The organism is Paenibacillus sp. 1011MAR3C5, from assembly GCF_003591485.1.
Classification (GTDB): Bacteria; Bacillota; Bacilli; order Paenibacillales; family Paenibacillaceae; genus Pristimantibacillus.
Map to the genome: position 1 here is coordinate 672,981 of NZ_QZCF01000001.1, position 16,858 is coordinate 689,838.

Below are 16,858 nucleotides of genomic sequence, written 5' to 3' on the forward strand. Positions count from 1 at the left end.
GAAAAATCGGAGGATTCCAGAAGGAATCGCTACAATTGCACTGTATTCTTTAAATTATAGAAGAACTTCCCGCACTATCTGCCTTATGTGGCAATCGCTTCGTTAATAACATCCCATAGCTGCTCGCGGCCAAGCCCTGTCTCAGAGGAGAAAAGCACGACAGAATCGCGAGGGTCTGCTTCCAGCGTTGTCTTGATCATCTTAATATGCTTGTCCCACTTCGACCGCGGAATCTTGTCGGCTTTGGTCGCGACGATGCAGGTCGGAATTTCGTAATGCTTGAGCCAATGATACATCAGCACGTCGTCCTTGGACGGCTCGTGACGGATATCGATAACGAGAAGCTGCAGCTTGAGCGGCTCGCGGCTCTGCAGATAGGTCTCGATCATCTCACCGAACTTCTCCCGCTGCGTCTTGGATACCTTGGCATACCCGTAACCCGGAAAGTCAACCAGATAAATGCTATCATTCACCCGGTAATAGTTCAACTGCTGTGTCTTTCCCGGCTGCGAGCTCGTTCTTGCCAGATTTTTACGCATGATGAGCTTATTAATTAAGGATGATTTCCCGACATTGGAACGCCCCGCCAGAGCAATCTCTGGCAAGGCATCCTCCGGATATTGCTGCGGACTGACCGCGCTAATAATAAATTGTGCGTCTAATATCTTCATGTATTCGTTGTCCCTGCCCTCTCCTCAGTTGCTGCCGGCAGCAAGGCGTGCTTAAGCACTTCGGCCATATGGCTTACCGGCACAAAGTCCAGCTCGCTGCGAATGCTGTCCGGTATATCGCGCAGATCGCGCTCATTGTCTTTGGGCAACAGCACTTTCTTAATGCCGGCACGGTGTGCTGCCAGCGACTTCTCTTTAAGTCCGCCGATCGGAAGCACTCTGCCCCGCAGCGTGATCTCGCCCGTCATGGCCACTTCCTTATCGACATACCGGTTCGTCAACGCCGAGATAAGCGCTGTCGCCATCGTTATGCCCGCAGACGGTCCGTCCTTCGGAATGGCGCCTTCCGGAATGTGAATATGAATGTCATTCTTCTCATGAAATTGAGGATCAATTCCGAGCTGCTCCGCTTGGGAACGCGTAAAGCTGAAGGCGGCCTGTGCCGATTCCTTCATCACGTCGCCCAGCTTGCCTGTCAGCGTCAGCTTGCCGCTGCCGGGCATAACGGTTACTTCGATGACAAGCGTATCGCCGCCCACCTCGGTCCATGCCAGTCCCGTAACCGCGCCAATCTGATTCTCGCTCTCGGCAAGGCCGTACCTGAACTTCGGCGGACCGATCCATTCCTTAATCCGCGCTTCATCCACTGTAAGCGCTTCGACAGCTTCCCGGTTTTCATCGGCTACAAAATACTTGGCCGCCTTCCGGCATACCGCCGCAATCTGCTGCTCCAGATTACGCACGCCCGATTCTCTCGTATATTCGCGAATAAGAAGCTGCAGCGCTTCTTCCGTTACATGAAGCTGCTCTTCGCCAAGTCCATGCTCCCGCTTCTGCTTGGGCAGCAAATAACGAACAGCGATCTGGTGCTTCTCAAGCTCGGTATAACCCGGAATGTAGAGAACCTCCATCCGGTCCAGCAGCGGACGCGGAATGTTATGGAGCGCATTGGCTGTCGTTACGAACATGACGTTCGAGAGATCGAACGGCACCTCGATGTAATGATCGCTGAACGTCCCGTTCTGCTCCGGGTCGAGCACCTCCAGCAGAGCTGAAGCAGGATCGCCGCGGAAGTCGGAAGCCATCTTGTCGATCTCATCCAGCAAGAATACCGGGTTAAGACTGCCCGCGGTCTTCATGCCTTGCATGATGCGCCCAGGCATCGCGCCTACGTATGTACGGCGATGTCCCCGGATTTCCGCTTCATCTCTGACGCCGCCCAGCGATATCCGGACGAACTTGCGGCCAAGCGACTTGGCGACAGACCTTGCAAGCGAAGTTTTGCCGACGCCGGGCGGACCCACCAGGCACAGAATGGGGCCTTTCAGCTTTTTGACTAACTGCTGCACCGCCAGATATTCCAGCACGCGCTCCTTCGGTTTCTCGAGGCCATAATGGTCTTCATTCAAAATGTCTTCAGCCTTCGCCAAGCTAAGATCGTCTTCCGTTAATTTACTCCATGGCAAAGCAAGTAACCAATCGATATAATTTCGGATGACGCCTCCCTCTGCAGAAGATGGCGGCATCTTCTCCAGTCGGTCGATCTCCTTGCCTACCTTCTCCATCACAGACTCCGGCACGCCCGCTTCCGCCAACTGCCCGCGAAGCTCCTCCGCCTCTCCGGCGCGCCCTTCCTTGTCGCCAAGCTCCTTCTGGATCGCCTTCATCTGCTCACGCAAATAATATTCCTTCTGCGTCTTCTCCATCTGCTTCTTAACGCGCTGATTGATCTGACGCTCCAGCTCGAGCACCTCGCGCTCGTTGTTCAGCAGATCAAGCAGCCGCTCCAGTCTTGCGGCCACGTCGATCGTCTCCAGAATGTCCTGCTTATCCTTAATCTTGAGCGACAGATGGCTGGTGATCACATCCGCCAGCCTGCCCGGATCATCGATATCCGATACTGCGGCATACGTCTCCGGCGTCACTTTCTTCGACAAGGATATGTAATGCTCGAATTGACTCAGCACCGTCCGCATCAAAGCATCCACTTCAGGATCATCCGTCTCCTGCTCAGGGAGCTCCTTCGCCAGCACTTCATAGAACTGGTCGTTCTGCACATAACTCTGTACTTCCGCCCGCACGACGCCTTCCACAAGAACGCGTATCGTTCCATTCGGTAGCTTCAGCATTTGGCGCACTTTCGCAATGGTGCCGATTTTATAGATATCCTCTTCGGTCGGATCTTCAATGTTCACTTCCGACTGCGAGCAAAGCAGAATCATATGATCCTCCACCATCGCTCTCTCCAGCGCGCGAACCGACTTGTCCCTGCCCACATCCAGGTGGAGCACCATGCTGGGATACACGAGCAGCCCTCTTAACGGAAGCAAGGGCAGACGACGACCTTTCGATTTGCCAGGTCCCATTCCAGCACCTCCATTCATTAACATCTATCTTAGTTTATCATTCAGCTGAATCAGCCTGCAAATACGGAACGTTTGTCGAGATATAAGCATCGGTTCCGAAAGGTTTCTCGGGCTGCTCTTCCGCTCGTACCGACTGCGGAAATACGAGATCGAATACCTCTTCCACTTTATCGACCGGTATCACTTTCAAGCCCTTCAAATCGGCAAAAATGGCCTGCCAGTTCTCTTTTGGAATGACAACCTGCAACGCACCAGCCTGGAATGCGGCTTCGACTTTGGCCAGCACGCCGCCAACAGGCTTCACGTTGCCGTGTATGCCGACCTCGCCCGTCATCGCCAACTTATTGTCGATAGGCACGCCTGTAATGGCGGACGCGATTGCGGTTGCCATGGCAATGCCAGCTGAAGGGCCGTCGATCGGTGTGCCGCCCGGGAAGTTGATGTGCAAATCGTAGTCCTGCGGACGAAGCCCGATCCGTCTGAGCACGGTCAAAACGTTCTCTACAGAACCCTTTGCCATGCTCTTCCTGCGCAGCGTGCGAGACCCTCCGCCTAGCTCCTCTTCATCCACAACGCCCGTAATGGTGAACTGTCCTTTACCTTTCTTCGCTTCTATGGCGCTTACTTCGATCTCTAGCAGTGTGCCCATGTTCGGTCCGTATACAGCAAGACCGTTCACAAAGCCAATCTGAGGCTCGCTTGGCACCTTACGGTCCGGACGCGGAGGAATCTGGCTGCTGTTGACCACCCATTCAATATCGGATGCCGATATTTGATCCCGCTTCTCCGATAAGGCCACGCCCGCCGCCAATTGAATGACATTAACCGCTTCCCTTCCGTTCGTCGCGTATCGTTTGACGACATCAATTGCTTCCGGACAAGGGCCGAACCCGATTTTTTTCACGGCGTTCTCCGCTACCAAGGCGATCTCATCGGCAAGCAACGGGCGGAAGTAGACTTCCATACAACGCGACCGGATAGCTGGCGGAATCTCCTGCGGTGAACGTGTTGTCGCTCCTACCAGACGGAAGTCTGCAGGCAAGCCGTTCTGGAAGATATCATGGATGTAGAGCGGAATATTCGCGTCTTCCGAATTGTAATAAGCACTCTCCAAAAATACCTTCCGGTCTTCCAGCACTTTTAACAGCTTATTCATCTGAACGGGATGCAATTCGCCAATCTCGTCAATGAACAGAATACCCCCATGCGCTTTCGTAACAGCGCCCGGCTTCGGCTGGGGAATCCCTGCCACTCCCATGGCCCCCGCACCCTGATAGATAGGATCGTGGACCGAGCCGATGAGCGGATCCGCGATGCCTCTCTCGTCAAAGCGGGCTGTTGTCGCATCAATCTCTGTAAACTTCGCTTCCGGCAAAAACGGAGACGAGGGATTTTTCTTAGCCTCCTCCAGCACGACACGGGCAGCCGCCGTCTTGCCTACGCCCGGCGGTCCATAAATGATGACATGCTGAGGATTGGCGCTGCACAGCGCCGCCTTAAGAGCTCTGAGGCCGTCTACTTGACCAATGATATCACCCATCGTCTGCGGTCTCGTTTTTTCAGCCAGCGGCTTGGTAAGAGACACCGATCTCAGCTTCCTGAGCTTATCCATTTCCTTCTTCGATTCGCGATCTACCGCTGAGCGGTTCGTCTTCTGATTCCGAAGCAAATTCCAGAAATACAGACCAATGACAACCGCAAAAAACACTTGAACCAACATTAATACAAGACTTAGATTCATTTCTCACCCGCTCCTTTCAAGCGCAAACGTAAGACGGCGGTTACTGGCGCACTTCCCGATTGCTGATGTTCGTCCGTCAAAATTATCCGTATTAAGTCAGTATTGCCTCTTGCCATTCGGAATAATCGCCATGCCGTACGGAAAATAGCAATTTCAATCGACTCCTCACTATCCACCGAGAGAAAAAGGTAAGCGCCTACGGACTGCACCCCCTGACCTTTCTTGTCCTTCCCGCATATCCTAACAATATCAACAGGAAGGGGGGGGGATCTATTGAGTGAGACAAGCAATGAGGCGCATGTAACAGGTCAAGACGGGAAGACGGGCAGTGACGGCGCCAGCAGTACTACAGGCACAGACGGACAAGCATTTCACACCCAAGGGACTGTAACGGGTAAAGTGGTGCAGGACGCTCCGGGACACGGAGATGACGGCGTGAATGGAGCAGATGGCACTAAAGGCAAAGACGATTCACCAAAATTCGGAGACCAGGATGCGCTTGCCTTCTATGTCGCAGGACTAGACTGGCCCAATGGTTTGGCAAGGCTGCTTGACGAAATGATCACATCGTACAAGAACAAGAAGAAGAACAAGTCGTGAAAGCAAACGTAATAGTTGAGTTTGGCAAAACTTGAAATAAGGCGAGTCAATAGTTCGAGCAAGACATTGATTTAATTGCCGATGGCGATCTGGTTGTTGCAGGTAACAGCAACTGGGGCGGTGCAGCAGCGACGGGAGCCATAACAGGCGCGCCAGTCTACGGTGGTAATGATGGCCTTGGAGGAAGTGGCACTGGCGGTGCTGGCGGCGCAAGTGTTGCAAGCCGCAATGCCGGTGCCGATTCAGGCGGCGCTGGCGCTGCAGGCGCAGTCTAATCGCCTTTGCAGGAAGGAGGTCATCCTATGAACAATCAGCCCCTTGAAGGCGCTGTGCCGGGGTTCGACGCCATCCTGGAGGAACACACGCCGCAGCAAGCCGAAGAGTTGGCGATGGCAAAAGCGGAAGCTGCCGCTTATGGTGGACAAGGAGGCTTGGGAGGCCAAGGCGGCGTTGGGGGACAAGCACTCAATATTACGTATGTGGACAACTTCGCACTTCTGATGATCCTATATCCGCTGATCCAAATGCTGAATGCGAACAATATGGATTCGACGATTACATTCAGCTCAATCGAATCCGTATTCGAAACCGTTCTGGAACAGCAAAAGGAACAGCGAAAAGCTTTGCTGGATGCCATTAAAGCCATCAAGAAATCAAGTCACGAGTAAAGGCGGTGTCTAATTATGCGCGTCGATGATATCAAAAGGCTTCTATCAGCCACGATTTCAGCTGTCGATCAAGTCAAGATCGTCTTGAACGATCAGTATGCAACCTTGGAGAAGCTGGAGGCAGCCATTGGACAGGCCGAGCTATCCAAAGAAGATTTTCTACTGCTCATCGAAAAGCTGAAGCAATTACTGCAGCCATCCTCCCAGCAACCGCCAACCTCATCCTGATGGCAGCAGAATAAGAACCAAGAGGACTCTGCCCTGCAATAGGGTAGAGTCCTCTTCGTCATTCCGCAGTTAAGCGTGAGCGTGGTTCTTGCGGCCCGGAATTTCGCCAGTCGCCTCAAAAACGCGCACGATCTCATCAATTTCCTTCTTCAATTCGTTAAGAAGCTCCGCTTCCGGCACTTTGCGAATCATTTCTCCGTAACGGAACAGCATCCCTTCACCGCGAGCGCCTGCAATGCCGATATCCGCTTCGCGCGCTTCGCCGGGACCGTTCACCGCACAGCCGAGCACAGATACTTTGATCGGCACTTTTATCTTGGAAATATACTCTTCCACCTCGTTGGCAATCGAGAACAAGTCGATATCGAGGCGTCCGCAAGTCGGACAAGAGACAAGCGTTGCCGCATTCGTAATGAGGCCGAACGTCTTCAGCAGCTCTCTGGCAACCTTCACTTCCTCAACAGGGTCTGCGCTTAAGCTGATACGCACTGTATTGCCGATACCCATCGCCAGCAGAGCGCCAATGCCTGCAGAGCTCTTGATTGTACCGGTATGAAGCGTACCCGCTTCCGTGATGCCCAGATGGAGCGGATATTTGATTTTTTCGGCCGCCATGCTATATGCCGCAATCGCCATCGGCACATCGGAAGCCTTAAGCGACACGATTATATCATGGAAATCAAGCTCCTCCAGAATACCGATATGGAACAAGGCGCTCTCTACCATAGCCTCCGGTGTCGGATAACCGTATTTCTCCAGCAAATGGTTCTCAAGCGAACCCGCATTGACGCCAATGCGAATCGGAATGCCTTTTTCTTTGCAGGCTTTAACAACGGCTTCCACTTTCTCGCGACGACCGATGTTGCCCGGATTGATTCTGACTTTATCAATACCATTTTCGATGGCGGCAAGTGCGAGCCTGTAATCGAAATGAATATCCGCAACTAACGGAATATGAATGCGTTTCTTTATTTCTTTAATAGCATCCGCGGCTTCCTTGTTGTTTACGGTTACGCGTACGATCTGGCAGCCCGCTTCCTCCAGTCGCAAAATCTCCGCGACGGTTGCTTCCACGTCGGCCGTCTTGGTTGTGCACATGCTTTGAATGATAACTTCATTGCTGCCGCCGATCGTCAGATCTCCAACCTTCACCGCAACTGTGTCCTGACGCAAATACATAAGTGATCTCTCCCATCAAACGTATAAGACCCAAAAGCCTCGGTTATAAATGCCCATACATTCGTACCGATTTGGTAAATGAATGGAATAATGAATCATTTATATTATCTTACATTAAAACACGAAAGTCCACCCCATGGCGGGCGCGAACGCACAGATGCCATGGGGTGGATCTTGTCATGCAGTATAAAGGTTAAGCACTTTCTTCTTTCTTTTTGCCTTTTTTGGCGGAGAGCTCAGGCATGATTTTGTCCTGTACCGATTTCTCGGTAATGAGACAAGTGCTGACATCGTCGCGCGATGGCACTTCATACATAACCTCAAGCATAATGCCCTCGATAATCGCCCGAAGTCCGCGTGCGCCTGTATTGCGCTTGATCGCTTCCTTCGCAATGGCATCAAGTGCCGCCGGTTCGAAGTCGAGCTTCACATTGTCCATCTCCAGCAGCTTCTGGTACTGCTTCACAAGCGCATTCTTCGGCTCGGACAGAATCCGAACGAGTGCATCCTCGTCAAGCGGCTCCAAGGTGGAGATGACCGGAAGACGTCCTACGAATTCCGGAATGAGACCGAATTTAAGCAGGTCTTCCGGCAAAACCATAGACAGGTATTCGCCCGGCTTCAAATCCTTTTGCATTTCGCCGGAAGAATTGAACCCAATTACTTTTTTGCCGATACGGCGCTTGATCAGCTGCTCCAGACCGTCGAATGCGCCGCCGCAGATGAACAGGATGTTCGTCGTGTCGATCTGGATGAATTCTTGATGAGGATGCTTGCGTCCGCCTTGCGGCGGTACGGATGCAACCGTGCCTTCCAAGATTTTCAGAAGGGCTTGCTGCACGCCTTCACCGGATACGTCGCGCGTAATGGACGGGTTCTCCGACTTGCGAGCTACCTTATCGATTTCGTCGATATAGATAATGCCGCGCTCGGCTTTCTCTACGTCGTAATCCGCTGCTTGAATAAGCTTCAGCAGGATGTTCTCGACATCCTCCCCGACATAACCTGCTTCTGTAAGCGAAGTGGCGTCCGCGATTGCGAATGGCACGTTCAAAATTTTAGCCATCGTCTGTGCCAGCAAGGTCTTGCCTGAGCCAGTTGGTCCCAAAAGCAAGATATTGCTCTTCTGAAGCTCGACATCTTCAATCTTGCTGCCCGAATTAATCCGCTTGTAGTGGTTGTATACCGCTACAGACAGTGATTTTTTCGCAGACTCCTGACCGATTACATAGGAATCCAGAATGGCCCGGATATCCTTCGGTTTCGGAATGTCCTTCAGATCGAGCTCTTCTTCGTTGCCGAGCTCCTCTTCTACGATCTCTGTACACAGCTCGATGCATTCATCGCATATATATACGCCAGGACCGGCTACCAGCTTGCGCACCTGATCCTGGGATTTTCCGCAGAACGAGCATTTCAATTGGCCTTTCTCGTCATTGAACTTAAACATGCACTCACCCCTTCTTATAAGTCTTCGTCAATTAAACAAGGCCCGGCGAAGTAATGACCTTGTCGATCAAACCATAGGCCAAAGCTTCATCCGCGCTCATGAAATAGTCGCGGTCGGTATCGCGGTCAATTTTCTCGTACGGCTGTCCGGTACGATCAACATAGATTTGATTCAGCTTCTGCTTCGTTTTCAGAATCCAGTCTGCGTGAATCTTAATATCAGTCGCTTGCCCACGCACGCCGCCAAGCGGCTGGTGAATCATAACTTCGGCATTAGGCAGCGCGAAGCGCTTGCCTTTGGCGCCCGCCGTCAGCAGGAGCGAACCCATACTTGCCGCCATGCCCATACAGATCGTGGATACATCCGGCTTGATGTATTGCATCGTATCGAATATCGCCATGCCCGACGTTACAGAACCGCCAGGGGAGTTAATGTATAGATGAATGTCTTTCTCCGGATCGTCGGCCGCCAGGAAAAGCAGCTGGGCGATAACAGAGTTCGCGACGTCATCATCAATCGCGCTTCCGAGAAAAATAATGCGATCCTTCAGCAACCGGGAGTAGATATCATAGGATCGTTCTCCACGATTCGTCTGTTCAACTACGATCGGTACCAGATTCATGCGACCAACCTCTTTTCGTTTTGGAGTGTATGTTGCTACCTCATTGTATCACGTACTTGTTTTCATGTCATTTTTCCAATACTACAGTATACGGCAACGGTCAATCGATATGTACGCGGATTACCCGCAAATGCAAAGCTAAATACCAATATGTAGGGTGAAAATAAGGCACGTATTATACACGCGCCTTATCTTGGGGTATTTCCTATTCTTCTATACCAGCCAAAGCCGGGGATGTCTTAAGCCGTTTTGCTGTTCTCAAGAAGGAACTGAATCGTTTTGCGAAGCAGGATATCTTCTTCCAGGTTGCTGATGTTGCCATTCTTCTCGAAGATGTCGCGCAGTTCTTCGGCAGGACGGTTATATTGCTTGGACAGCTTCTCCAGCTCTTCTGTCAAATCAGCGTCAGTCGCTTCGAAGCCTTCAGCCTTCGCGATCGCTTCCAGCACCAGGTTGTTGCGAACGCGCTTCTCCGCGTCGGAACGCATTTGGCCGCGCAGCACTTCTTCGCTTTGGCCGGAGAACTGGTAGTACAGGTCAAGGTTCATGCCTTGCATGCGCAGGCGGTTTTCGAAATCCTTCACCATGTAGTCCGTTTCAGTATCGATCATCGCTTCAGGAATTTCCACTTCAGCTGCTGCAGTCGCTTTGTCCACGACAGCTACTTCGCGAGCTTGCTCGGCTTCTTTTTCCTTGTTCTCTTTCAACTTGCTTACGAGATCTTGCTTGAACTCTTCAAGCGTGTCGAATTCGCTGACGTCTTTGGCGAACTCATCATCAAGTGCCGGCAAAGATTTGCGCTTCAGCTCATGCAGCTTCACTTTGAAGATCGCTTGCTTGCCTGCCAGGTGCTCAGCGTGGTAGCTCTCAGGGAACGTTACTTCAACGTCCTTGAAGTCGCCAAGCTCCATGCCCACAACCTGCTCTTCGAAGCCTGGGATGAAAGATCCGGAACCCAGCTCAAGGGAGTAGCGCTCGCTGAAGCCGCCCTCGAATTGCTCGCCGTCAACGTATCCGTCGAAGTCGATAACGGAGATGTCGCCGTTTTGAGCAGGACCTTCCTCTACAACCGTCAGCTCGGCATGACGTCCTTGCAGACGCTCCAGCTCAGCTGCGATTTCTTCTTCCGTCACTTCCGCTTGAACCGCTTCAACTTCAAGACCTTTGTACTCGCCAAGCTGAACTTCAGGCTTAACGGTTACTTTTGCGTTGAATTTGAAGGATTGGCCCTTCGCGAATTGCGTTACGTCAATCTCCGGACGGTCAACCGGCTGAAGATCGTTTTCTTTCACGACAGCTGTGTACACTTCAGGCAGCAGGATATCGATTGCATCCTGATACAAGCTTTCCACGCCAAAACGGGATTCAAAAATGCCCCGCGGTACTTTGCCTTTGCGGAAGCCAGGAACGTTTACCTTTGCTACCACTTTCTTAAAGGCTTGGTCGAGTGCGACCGTTACTTTCTCAGCGTCTACCTCGACGTCGATCGAGACGAGGTTCTTGTCTATTTTTTCCCAAGTTGCTTTCATTTTATGCCTTCCCCTCCAAAAATGCGCATGCATCACAAGTTTTCACGTTACATAAACCATTCCATTATAATCAAGATAGACAAGCATTTCAAGGCTAGCCTTCCTCGCCGCCTGTTTGGAGCAGCATGGCCACTCCGCGAAGCGTTCTACACGCCTGCTCATAGCGGAATCTGAGGCTGTCCGTAATCCCGTATGTATCGCGTATATCGTCGTCATTTGCCGATCCGTAGACCGTCAGATTAAGCGTCAAATGCAGCGCCGCCGCGTAGCAATCGACTGTCTCGTCATTGTCGTGCAGCATCCATCGGTAAGCGGATGTGCCGTACAAATATTCCAGACTTTCCTTCCACAGCTCTCTGGCAAAATGAGGAAGCGTCGGATCATCCGTCTCGGCGACCGTCGCCGTTCGCTCCAAAATGCGTCCGATCGGCTGCGGGAATTCGTCCAATGTTAGCGGCGTCGCTTCGATTTCCAGCTCCACGTGCTCGTCCAGCCGTTGAAGCGCCAGCCTGCCCGATGCTCCGCGCTTGCGCAAGCATTGCAGCGCTTTGAATTGCAGGAGCGGATGAATCGTATCGCTTCGAAGCCATTCCAATATTGTCTCGGTTACTTGACTGTCATCTATGTATGCCGCTCTCTCCAGCGCCAGCATTTGCTGATCCATCATGGGATGATGCTGCATAATATACATCACTTGATGGATGTAAGCTTCATCCTGCACAGGCGGCTTCAGCAATTGCTCCCGAAGCGTGGCTTCTTCATTCTCGGCATCGACCGTTTCGAGGCCAGCGCCTCTCTCCGCATCGTCGGGGAATGCCATCTCCAGCCAGCCAAGCAGGCTGTCCCATTCCTCGTAATGCCGTTTCTCCTGGCCTTGGCACTGCAGAAGAAAAGTTAACAGCTCTTTGGCTTCGCGATATTGCTCCGCCTCCAGCATCCGGGTCAATTGAATCTGATATTGATCCAGCATGCTGGGAAATAAATAAACATTGTCTTTACCCTCTGTATGAGGGTCTTGAGGAGTTGTAATGATAACACCGCCTTCGAGTAACTCCCGTTTTGCTTAAGGAATCAGCCAGTAATCTTGGGTACGATTATAACACGGAGAGTAGCAAGAAAAAAATGTCGAAGTTTTTTTGTGAATATCAAAAAAATGGCTTGCAAAACCTTTTACTCACATGCTATATTATTACTCACGCGTCCCAGTAGCTCAGTTGGATAGAGCACTCGCCTTCTAAGCGAGTTGTCGGGGGTTCGAATCCCTCCTGGGACGCCATTGCATCGCACACACAGCTGCTCAATGAAGCCGATATCCGGCTTTGGGAGCGGCTTTTTTGTTTTTTGACGATTCGCTTCGTTGTGCCAGCTGGGCTAGGACGCTGTAAGCCGATTTTCTCGGCTTGCAGAATCTTTCTGCTGGGCCAGGGACCTGTAAGCCGATTTTCTCGGCTTGCAGGATGCTTCCAGCTGGGCTAGGGATCTGTAAGCCGATTTTCTCGGCTTGCAGGCTGTTTCCAGCTGGGCTAGGACGCTGTAAGCCGATTTTCTCGGCTTGCATGCTGCTTCCAGCCGGGCTAGGATGCTGTAAGCCGATTTTCTCGGCTTGCAGGATGCTTCCAGCTGGGCTAGGGATCTGTAAGCCGATTTTCTCGGCTTGCAGGATGTTTCCAGCTGGGCTAGGACGCTGTAAGCCGATTTTCTCGGCTTGCAGGATGCTTTCTGCTGGGCTAGCGCGGCTTGCAGCTGCTCCCAGCCGGGCTAGGGCGCGTTGCAGGTTCCTGCCTCTTGCCTAAACCATATCCTACATACCCGTTTACCTTCGAATGAATCAGAAACGAAAAGCTCCCCGCTCGAATCTTGCGGGGAGCTCGAATAAATCCGGTCACCAGAATAAAGCTGTTAGGATATTTATTCAAATACTAGCCTTATCCGCATTGCGCTGTTTGTAGCCCTGCAGCCAAATTGACGAAATTCCTGTCCAATATCGGCCTGCATACTACCGAATGCCAAAGCACCGCCTATACAGCCGTCGGCACACTCATATAGTTCACCTGAACTAATTGCAAGCTAGTTACAGGGACATACGCACGATTAAAGATAGCTTACCGAAGAGACAAACATACACACCGCTTCTACTCGACAAGCACAAACTTGTGCGGCAGTCCTACCTTCTCCCTGTGTCAGCTAGCAGCTGTTGTCCAAGATCAGGCTGCTGTTCTCCAAGATGTCCCAGTTAATGGTCGGTACATATTCCGCCCGCTTCTGAAAGTTGTTCCTCGGTTCCATCTACTCGCCGACGAGCAACTGCTCTACCATTACTTTTGTCTGCAAGCCATCCATGCAGTTGCCGTACTTTCTCTTCGGTCTACTCACTATCTGTGCAGTCGCCCTAACTTCTCTTCACTTTACTCACAATCCATTCAACTGCGCTGCCTTCTCTTCGCTCTACTCGCCAAACGCAAACTTGCGCAGCTTTTCTACCTTCTCCTCTGTCAGCTCGCCGCTGTTGTCGAAGATCAGGATGCTGCTCTCAGGGATGTCCCAGTTAATCGCAGGCACAAAATCTACCCGCTTCTGGAAGTCGCCCCAATTCTCCAGCTTCCACGTATCCCGTTCCGTTCCTCTGCCGACAATTCGACTGTGCTGCAGCTCCATGTCCTGCAAAGCAACAACAATCACCTTTACATCCACCTGCGCTTTGGTAAGCCCTGCAGCAGCAAGGACGTCCTCAATCCACTCCCGATTTTTCAGCTCCGCTGTAAACGGTGAAATCATAAAGACGTTTTGCCCTGCAGCCAAGTTCTCGATACATACATCCTTGGCGGTATTGTATTCCAAATCGCGCAAGTTCTTTTTATAGAAATCGGAATCACGATCCTTCGGGTCCAGTCCCTGCATCTCCAGAATCGCTTCTACAAAGCGCCCCCCGATCGTGTCCCGGTCTAGAAACGCCGCCGGCATATACCGGCTTAGCTTCAGCGCAACCGTCGTCTTTCCCGTTCCTGCTACTCCTACAAAAAACACCAGCTTTTGCATCCTGTCCGCCCCCAAAAAATATTTTAGGACAAATTATACCATGGATGCCGTTCAAAGAGTATCTGCGAGAGTCGCCTCCACTTCTTGACGAATATGAGCCGCAGCCAGTACGCTCTCCTGAAATGAATGCCTGCCTTTCTCATTGTCTGCATACGAAGCCTCTGCGGTGATGTCTTCAAATGCTTGATGCAGATTATTGTCGAACCAGTCCGTCTCCCTTTCCGCATCATTGCTCAGCACCGTCCGCAAGACGGCTTTTCCTCCCTCATTAGCAAAATAAGCGAGCACAACCGGAGCGGATTCAGAATCCGTATCCACCTCGACCTCAGCGCATGGTTCTCCGCCGCGGTTCACGATACCTCTTACTCGAGCGCCTGTCACGTTCAGTATCTCCCTCTCCTCTCACCTGTTAAAATAGTCCCATCGATTCAATGTGACTCTTCGTTTCGCTTGTGCCGCATTCATGCAGCTGCCGATAGATTCTGCTAATAATATCGTCGTATGCGCTATTCAAAGCTTCGTCGCTGTTCGGCGAGAAGGGGCTGCCTGCAAATTGAAACGTTTGCGCTTCATCCATCGATGACAGCTCTTCAAACAGCTCCCTGAGCAGATTGACCTGTTCGGCGTTCGCATGAATCTCCAGCTCATAAGCCGCTGCCCCTTGTTCCTCTAATAGTTGTCCGGCTTGTACGGATACATAAAAGGTTTTGCTGCCTTCAAATCTCTCTTCATGCCGATGCTCATCCATGATTGCATACCTCATTCCTTCTGTTTTCATTTTGCCTCTTCAGCGTCATGCTGCCCCTCTTAGCTTCCCCCGTCGGACAGACATTTTATCCCTTTTTTCAGCATATAACTGTTATTATCGCAACTGGAGTCCAGCATAGAGAGGAATGAGAAGGATGTGCGGAATAACCGGCTGGATTGATTGGAGCAGTGACTTGACCAGAGAAAGCGACAATCTGGAACGCATGACGGATACGCTCGCTCCGCGCGGCCCTGATGCGGCGGGAACCTGGATTACGACCCATTGCGCGCTTGGACATCGCCGTCTCTCCGTCATGGACCCGGAGAATGGCGCCCAGCCCATGATTCGGTATACCGGAGACGATCAATATGTAGTCGTCTATAACGGAGAGTTATATAACGCTCCAGAGCTGAAGAGGGAGCTGGAGAGCCGCGGGCGCTCCTTTACGACTACCTGCGACACGGAAGTGCTGCTTGTCGCATTTATGGAGTGGGGAAGAGCTTGCGTAGAACGTTTCAATGGCATATTCGCCTTTGCCATATGGGATGTGACAGCCCAGGAGCTATTTCTCGCAAGAGACCGGCTAGGTGTCAAACCTCTGTTTTTCAGCCAGCGGGACGGCTTGTTTATTTTTGGCTCAGAGCCAAAAAGTATTCTAGAGCACTCATCCGTCAAGGCGGAAGTCGGAGCAGAAGGTCTGGCCGAAATTTTCGTCATCGGTCCGGCGCGAACGCCGGGTCACGGTGTGTATAAAGGATTAAGCGAGCTAAGACCCGGACAATGCATGGTCGTGAACCGTGTCGGCGTGAAGACAATCACCTACTGGCAGCTTCGAAGCACCCCGCATGAGCATGACGTGCAGCAAACGGCGGAGCATGTCAGAGAGCTGCTGGAGGATACGGTCATCCGCCAGCTTATTTCTGATGTGCCCGTGTGCACGCTGCTGTCAGGCGGACTGGATTCAAGCGCGCTGACGACGCTGGCGGTCAACTATTATGCCAAGAACGGGCAAGGCAACGTCCACACATATTCCGTCGATTATCGCGACAACGACAAGCATTTTCAGGCGCATGCCTTCCAGCCCAATAGCGATGCGCCCTGGATTGAGCGGATGACCTCTCATCTGGGCACAGTCCATCACTCGATCCAGTTCGATACACCGGAGCTGGTTACAGCGCTGCACAATGCGACGCTCGCCCGCGACTTGCCGGGCATGGCCGATGTGGATGCTTCCTTGCTGCTCTTTTGCCATGAAATTAAGAAGGGGGCTACGGTTGCCATCTCGGGAGAAGCTGCAGACGAAATCTTCGGCGGCTATCCATGGTTCCATCGGGAGGATGCGCTGCAGGCCGATACCTTCCCGTGGTCGCTGGCCACAACGATGCGCGCAGACCTGCTCTCGCCCGACATTGCTGCCTGGATCAGGCCGCAGGAATACATCGGCGACCGGTACGCCGACGCGATAGCGGAGGTTCCGCAGCTGGATGGCGAAGACGAGACCCGCAGACGGATGCGGCGCATGTCTTATTTGAACATAACGCGATTTATGCCCACTCTGCTGGATCGGAAGGACCGGATGAGCATGGCTGCCGGGCTCGAAGTCCGCGTCCCCTTCTGCGACCATCGCCTGGTGGAATACGTGTGGAATATTCCGTGGGAGATTAAGTCGGCGGGTGACCGGGAAAAGGGAATTCTGCGCCAATCGCTGCAAGGCGTTCTTCCCGACGACGTCCTGTGGAGAAAGAAAAGCCCGTACCCGAAGACGCATAACCCGAATTATCTTACAGCTGTCAAAGGCTTGCTGCTGGATGTATTAAACGATCCTTCCTCCCCCCTGCTTCCCTTAATCAATGTGAAAAAGGTCAGGGAGCTTGCGGAGTCCGATACGGCCAGCTCGAACCTCCCATGGTTCGGTCAGCTGATGTCCGGGCCTCAGCTGTTCGCTTATCTCTATCAAGTCAATGTTTGGCTGAAGCAATACAACGTTTCGGTCCGTTAGCATACGACAGAGCAGGGCTGC

At 52.2% G+C, this 16,858-nt stretch carries 16 protein-coding genes and 1 tRNA gene; 6 read left to right on the plus strand and 11 right to left on the minus strand.

The annotated features are described in order from the left end of the window. Positions 1-83: 83 nt before the first annotated feature. Genes yihA through lonB form a run of 3 tightly spaced genes read right to left on the minus strand, consistent with a single transcriptional unit; the run spans position 84 to position 4,778 of the window. Entirely contained in the window at positions 84-671 is a 588-nt protein-coding gene (yihA, locus tag D3P07_RS03050; RefSeq protein WP_119798588.1) for a ribosome biogenesis GTP-binding protein YihA/YsxC, read from the minus strand. After that, positions 668-3,037, minus strand: a complete 2,370-nt coding sequence (gene lon / locus D3P07_RS03055) for an endopeptidase La (protein WP_119798589.1) — start codon at positions 3,035-3,037, stop codon at positions 668-670. The genes yihA and lon overlap by 4 nt, the downstream gene beginning before the upstream one ends. 37 nt (positions 3,038-3,074) lie before the next feature. Then, positions 3,075-4,778, minus strand: coding sequence for an ATP-dependent protease LonB (gene lonB, locus D3P07_RS03060; RefSeq protein ID WP_119798590.1), 1,704 nt, complete (start codon positions 4,776-4,778; stop codon positions 3,075-3,077). Positions 4,779-5,051: 273 nt separating this feature from the next. Here lonB and D3P07_RS03065 point away from each other — a divergent pair, with 273 nt between their 5' ends. The 4 genes from D3P07_RS03065 to D3P07_RS03075 all read left to right on the plus strand — a co-directional run bounded on the left by D3P07_RS03065 (position 5,052) and on the right by D3P07_RS03075 (position 6,274). Next, positions 5,052-5,378 (plus strand): hypothetical protein, encoded by a 327-nt coding sequence (locus D3P07_RS03065; RefSeq protein WP_119798591.1) that lies wholly within the window; start codon positions 5,052-5,054, stop codon positions 5,376-5,378. A 168-nt stretch (positions 5,379-5,546) separates the two neighbouring features. After that, positions 5,547-5,684, plus strand: a complete 138-nt coding sequence (locus D3P07_RS26840) for a hypothetical protein (protein ID WP_182914155.1) — start codon at positions 5,547-5,549, stop codon at positions 5,682-5,684. Next, positions 5,681-6,046, plus strand: a complete 366-nt coding sequence (locus D3P07_RS03070; RefSeq protein ID WP_119798593.1) for a hypothetical protein — start codon at positions 5,681-5,683, stop codon at positions 6,044-6,046. The genes D3P07_RS26840 and D3P07_RS03070 overlap by 4 nt, the downstream gene beginning before the upstream one ends. A gap of 15 nt (positions 6,047-6,061) precedes the next feature. Beyond that, on the plus strand, positions 6,062-6,274 hold the full coding sequence (locus D3P07_RS03075) for a hypothetical protein (protein ID WP_119798594.1): 213 nt from the start codon (positions 6,062-6,064) through the stop codon (positions 6,272-6,274). 69 nt (positions 6,275-6,343) lie between these two features. Here D3P07_RS03075 and ispG read toward each other — a convergent pair whose 3' ends face one another. From ispG to D3P07_RS03100, 5 genes are all read right to left on the minus strand, one after another. Further along, entirely contained in the window at positions 6,344-7,453 is a 1,110-nt protein-coding gene (gene ispG, locus D3P07_RS03080; RefSeq protein WP_119798595.1) for a flavodoxin-dependent (E)-4-hydroxy-3-methylbut-2-enyl-diphosphate synthase, read from the minus strand. Positions 7,454-7,646: 193 nt separating this feature from the next. Next, complete coding sequence (gene clpX, locus D3P07_RS03085; protein WP_119798596.1) at positions 7,647-8,903, minus strand: ATP-dependent protease ATP-binding subunit ClpX; 1,257 nt, start codon at positions 8,901-8,903, stop codon at positions 7,647-7,649. A 31-nt stretch (positions 8,904-8,934) separates the two neighbouring features. Next, complete coding sequence (clpP, locus tag D3P07_RS03090; protein WP_119798598.1) at positions 8,935-9,525, minus strand: ATP-dependent Clp endopeptidase proteolytic subunit ClpP; 591 nt, start codon at positions 9,523-9,525, stop codon at positions 8,935-8,937. A 239-nt stretch (positions 9,526-9,764) separates the two neighbouring features. After that, on the minus strand, positions 9,765-11,054 hold the full coding sequence (tig, locus tag D3P07_RS03095) for a trigger factor (protein WP_119798599.1): 1,290 nt from the start codon (positions 11,052-11,054) through the stop codon (positions 9,765-9,767). Positions 11,055-11,148: 94 nt separating this feature from the next. Further along, complete coding sequence (locus D3P07_RS03100) at positions 11,149-12,024, minus strand: hypothetical protein (protein WP_119798601.1); 876 nt, start codon at positions 12,022-12,024, stop codon at positions 11,149-11,151. Between the two features lie 229 nt (positions 12,025-12,253). Here D3P07_RS03100 and D3P07_RS03105 point away from each other — a divergent pair. After that, positions 12,254-12,330: transfer RNA gene (locus tag D3P07_RS03105), tRNA-Arg, on the plus strand. Between the two features lie 1,169 nt (positions 12,331-13,499). On the opposite strand, the gene D3P07_RS03115 is transcribed toward D3P07_RS03105, so the two are convergent. From D3P07_RS03115 to D3P07_RS03125, 3 genes are read right to left on the minus strand one after another with little or no spacing between them, the layout of a single operon-like run. Further along, the gene (locus D3P07_RS03115) at positions 13,500-14,090 is read right to left on the minus strand and encodes a P-loop nucleotide/nucleoside kinase family protein (protein WP_119798604.1); all 591 of its coding nucleotides are present in this window, start codon (positions 14,088-14,090) and stop codon (positions 13,500-13,502) included. A 51-nt stretch (positions 14,091-14,141) separates the two neighbouring features. Continuing rightward, positions 14,142-14,471 (minus strand): hypothetical protein, encoded by a 330-nt coding sequence (locus tag D3P07_RS03120; protein WP_119798606.1) that lies wholly within the window; start codon positions 14,469-14,471, stop codon positions 14,142-14,144. A gap of 28 nt (positions 14,472-14,499) precedes the next feature. Then, entirely contained in the window at positions 14,500-14,838 is a 339-nt protein-coding gene (locus D3P07_RS03125; RefSeq protein ID WP_119798964.1) for a hypothetical protein, read from the minus strand. 154 nt (positions 14,839-14,992) lie between these two features. Here D3P07_RS03125 and asnB point away from each other — a divergent pair, with 154 nt between their 5' ends. After that, a complete protein-coding gene (gene asnB, locus D3P07_RS03130; protein WP_119798608.1) occupies positions 14,993-16,837 on the plus strand; it encodes an asparagine synthase (glutamine-hydrolyzing) in 1,845 nt (614 codons plus the stop codon). Positions 16,838-16,858: the final 21 nt, after the last annotated feature.

Bases quoted from the DNA above. Each gene is read 5' to 3' on its own strand.
- lon (WP_119798589.1), bottom strand. From the start codon at position 3,037: ATGGGACCTGGCAAATCGAAAGGTCGTCGTCTGCCCTTGCTTCCGTTA.
- clpX (WP_119798596.1), bottom strand. From the start codon at position 8,903: ATGTTTAAGTTCAATGACGAGAAAGGCCAATTGAAATGCTCGTTCTGC.
- D3P07_RS03115 (WP_119798604.1), bottom strand. From the start codon at position 14,090: ATGCAAAAGCTGGTGTTTTTTGTAGGAGTAGCAGGAACGGGAAAGACG.
- D3P07_RS03125 (WP_119798964.1), bottom strand. From the start codon at position 14,838: ATGGATGAGCATCGGCATGAAGAGAGATTTGAAGGCAGCAAAACCTTT.
- D3P07_RS03070 (WP_119798593.1), top strand. From the start codon at position 5,681: ATGAACAATCAGCCCCTTGAAGGCGCTGTGCCGGGGTTCGACGCCATC.
- clpP (WP_119798598.1), bottom strand. From the start codon at position 9,525: ATGAATCTGGTACCGATCGTAGTTGAACAGACGAATCGTGGAGAACGA.
- D3P07_RS26840 (WP_182914155.1), top strand. From the start codon at position 5,547: ATGATGGCCTTGGAGGAAGTGGCACTGGCGGTGCTGGCGGCGCAAGTG.
- lonB (WP_119798590.1), bottom strand. From the start codon at position 4,778: ATGAATCTAAGTCTTGTATTAATGTTGGTTCAAGTGTTTTTTGCGGTT.
- ispG (WP_119798595.1), bottom strand. From the start codon at position 7,453: ATGTATTTGCGTCAGGACACAGTTGCGGTGAAGGTTGGAGATCTGACG.
- D3P07_RS03075 (WP_119798594.1), top strand. From the start codon at position 6,062: ATGCGCGTCGATGATATCAAAAGGCTTCTATCAGCCACGATTTCAGCT.
- tig (WP_119798599.1), bottom strand. From the start codon at position 11,054: ATGAAAGCAACTTGGGAAAAAATAGACAAGAACCTCGTCTCGATCGAC.
- asnB (WP_119798608.1), top strand. From the start codon at position 14,993: ATGTGCGGAATAACCGGCTGGATTGATTGGAGCAGTGACTTGACCAGA.
- D3P07_RS03100 (WP_119798601.1), bottom strand. From the start codon at position 12,024: ATGCTGGATCAATATCAGATTCAATTGACCCGGATGCTGGAGGCGGAG.
- yihA (WP_119798588.1), bottom strand. From the start codon at position 671: ATGAAGATATTAGACGCACAATTTATTATTAGCGCGGTCAGTCCGCAG.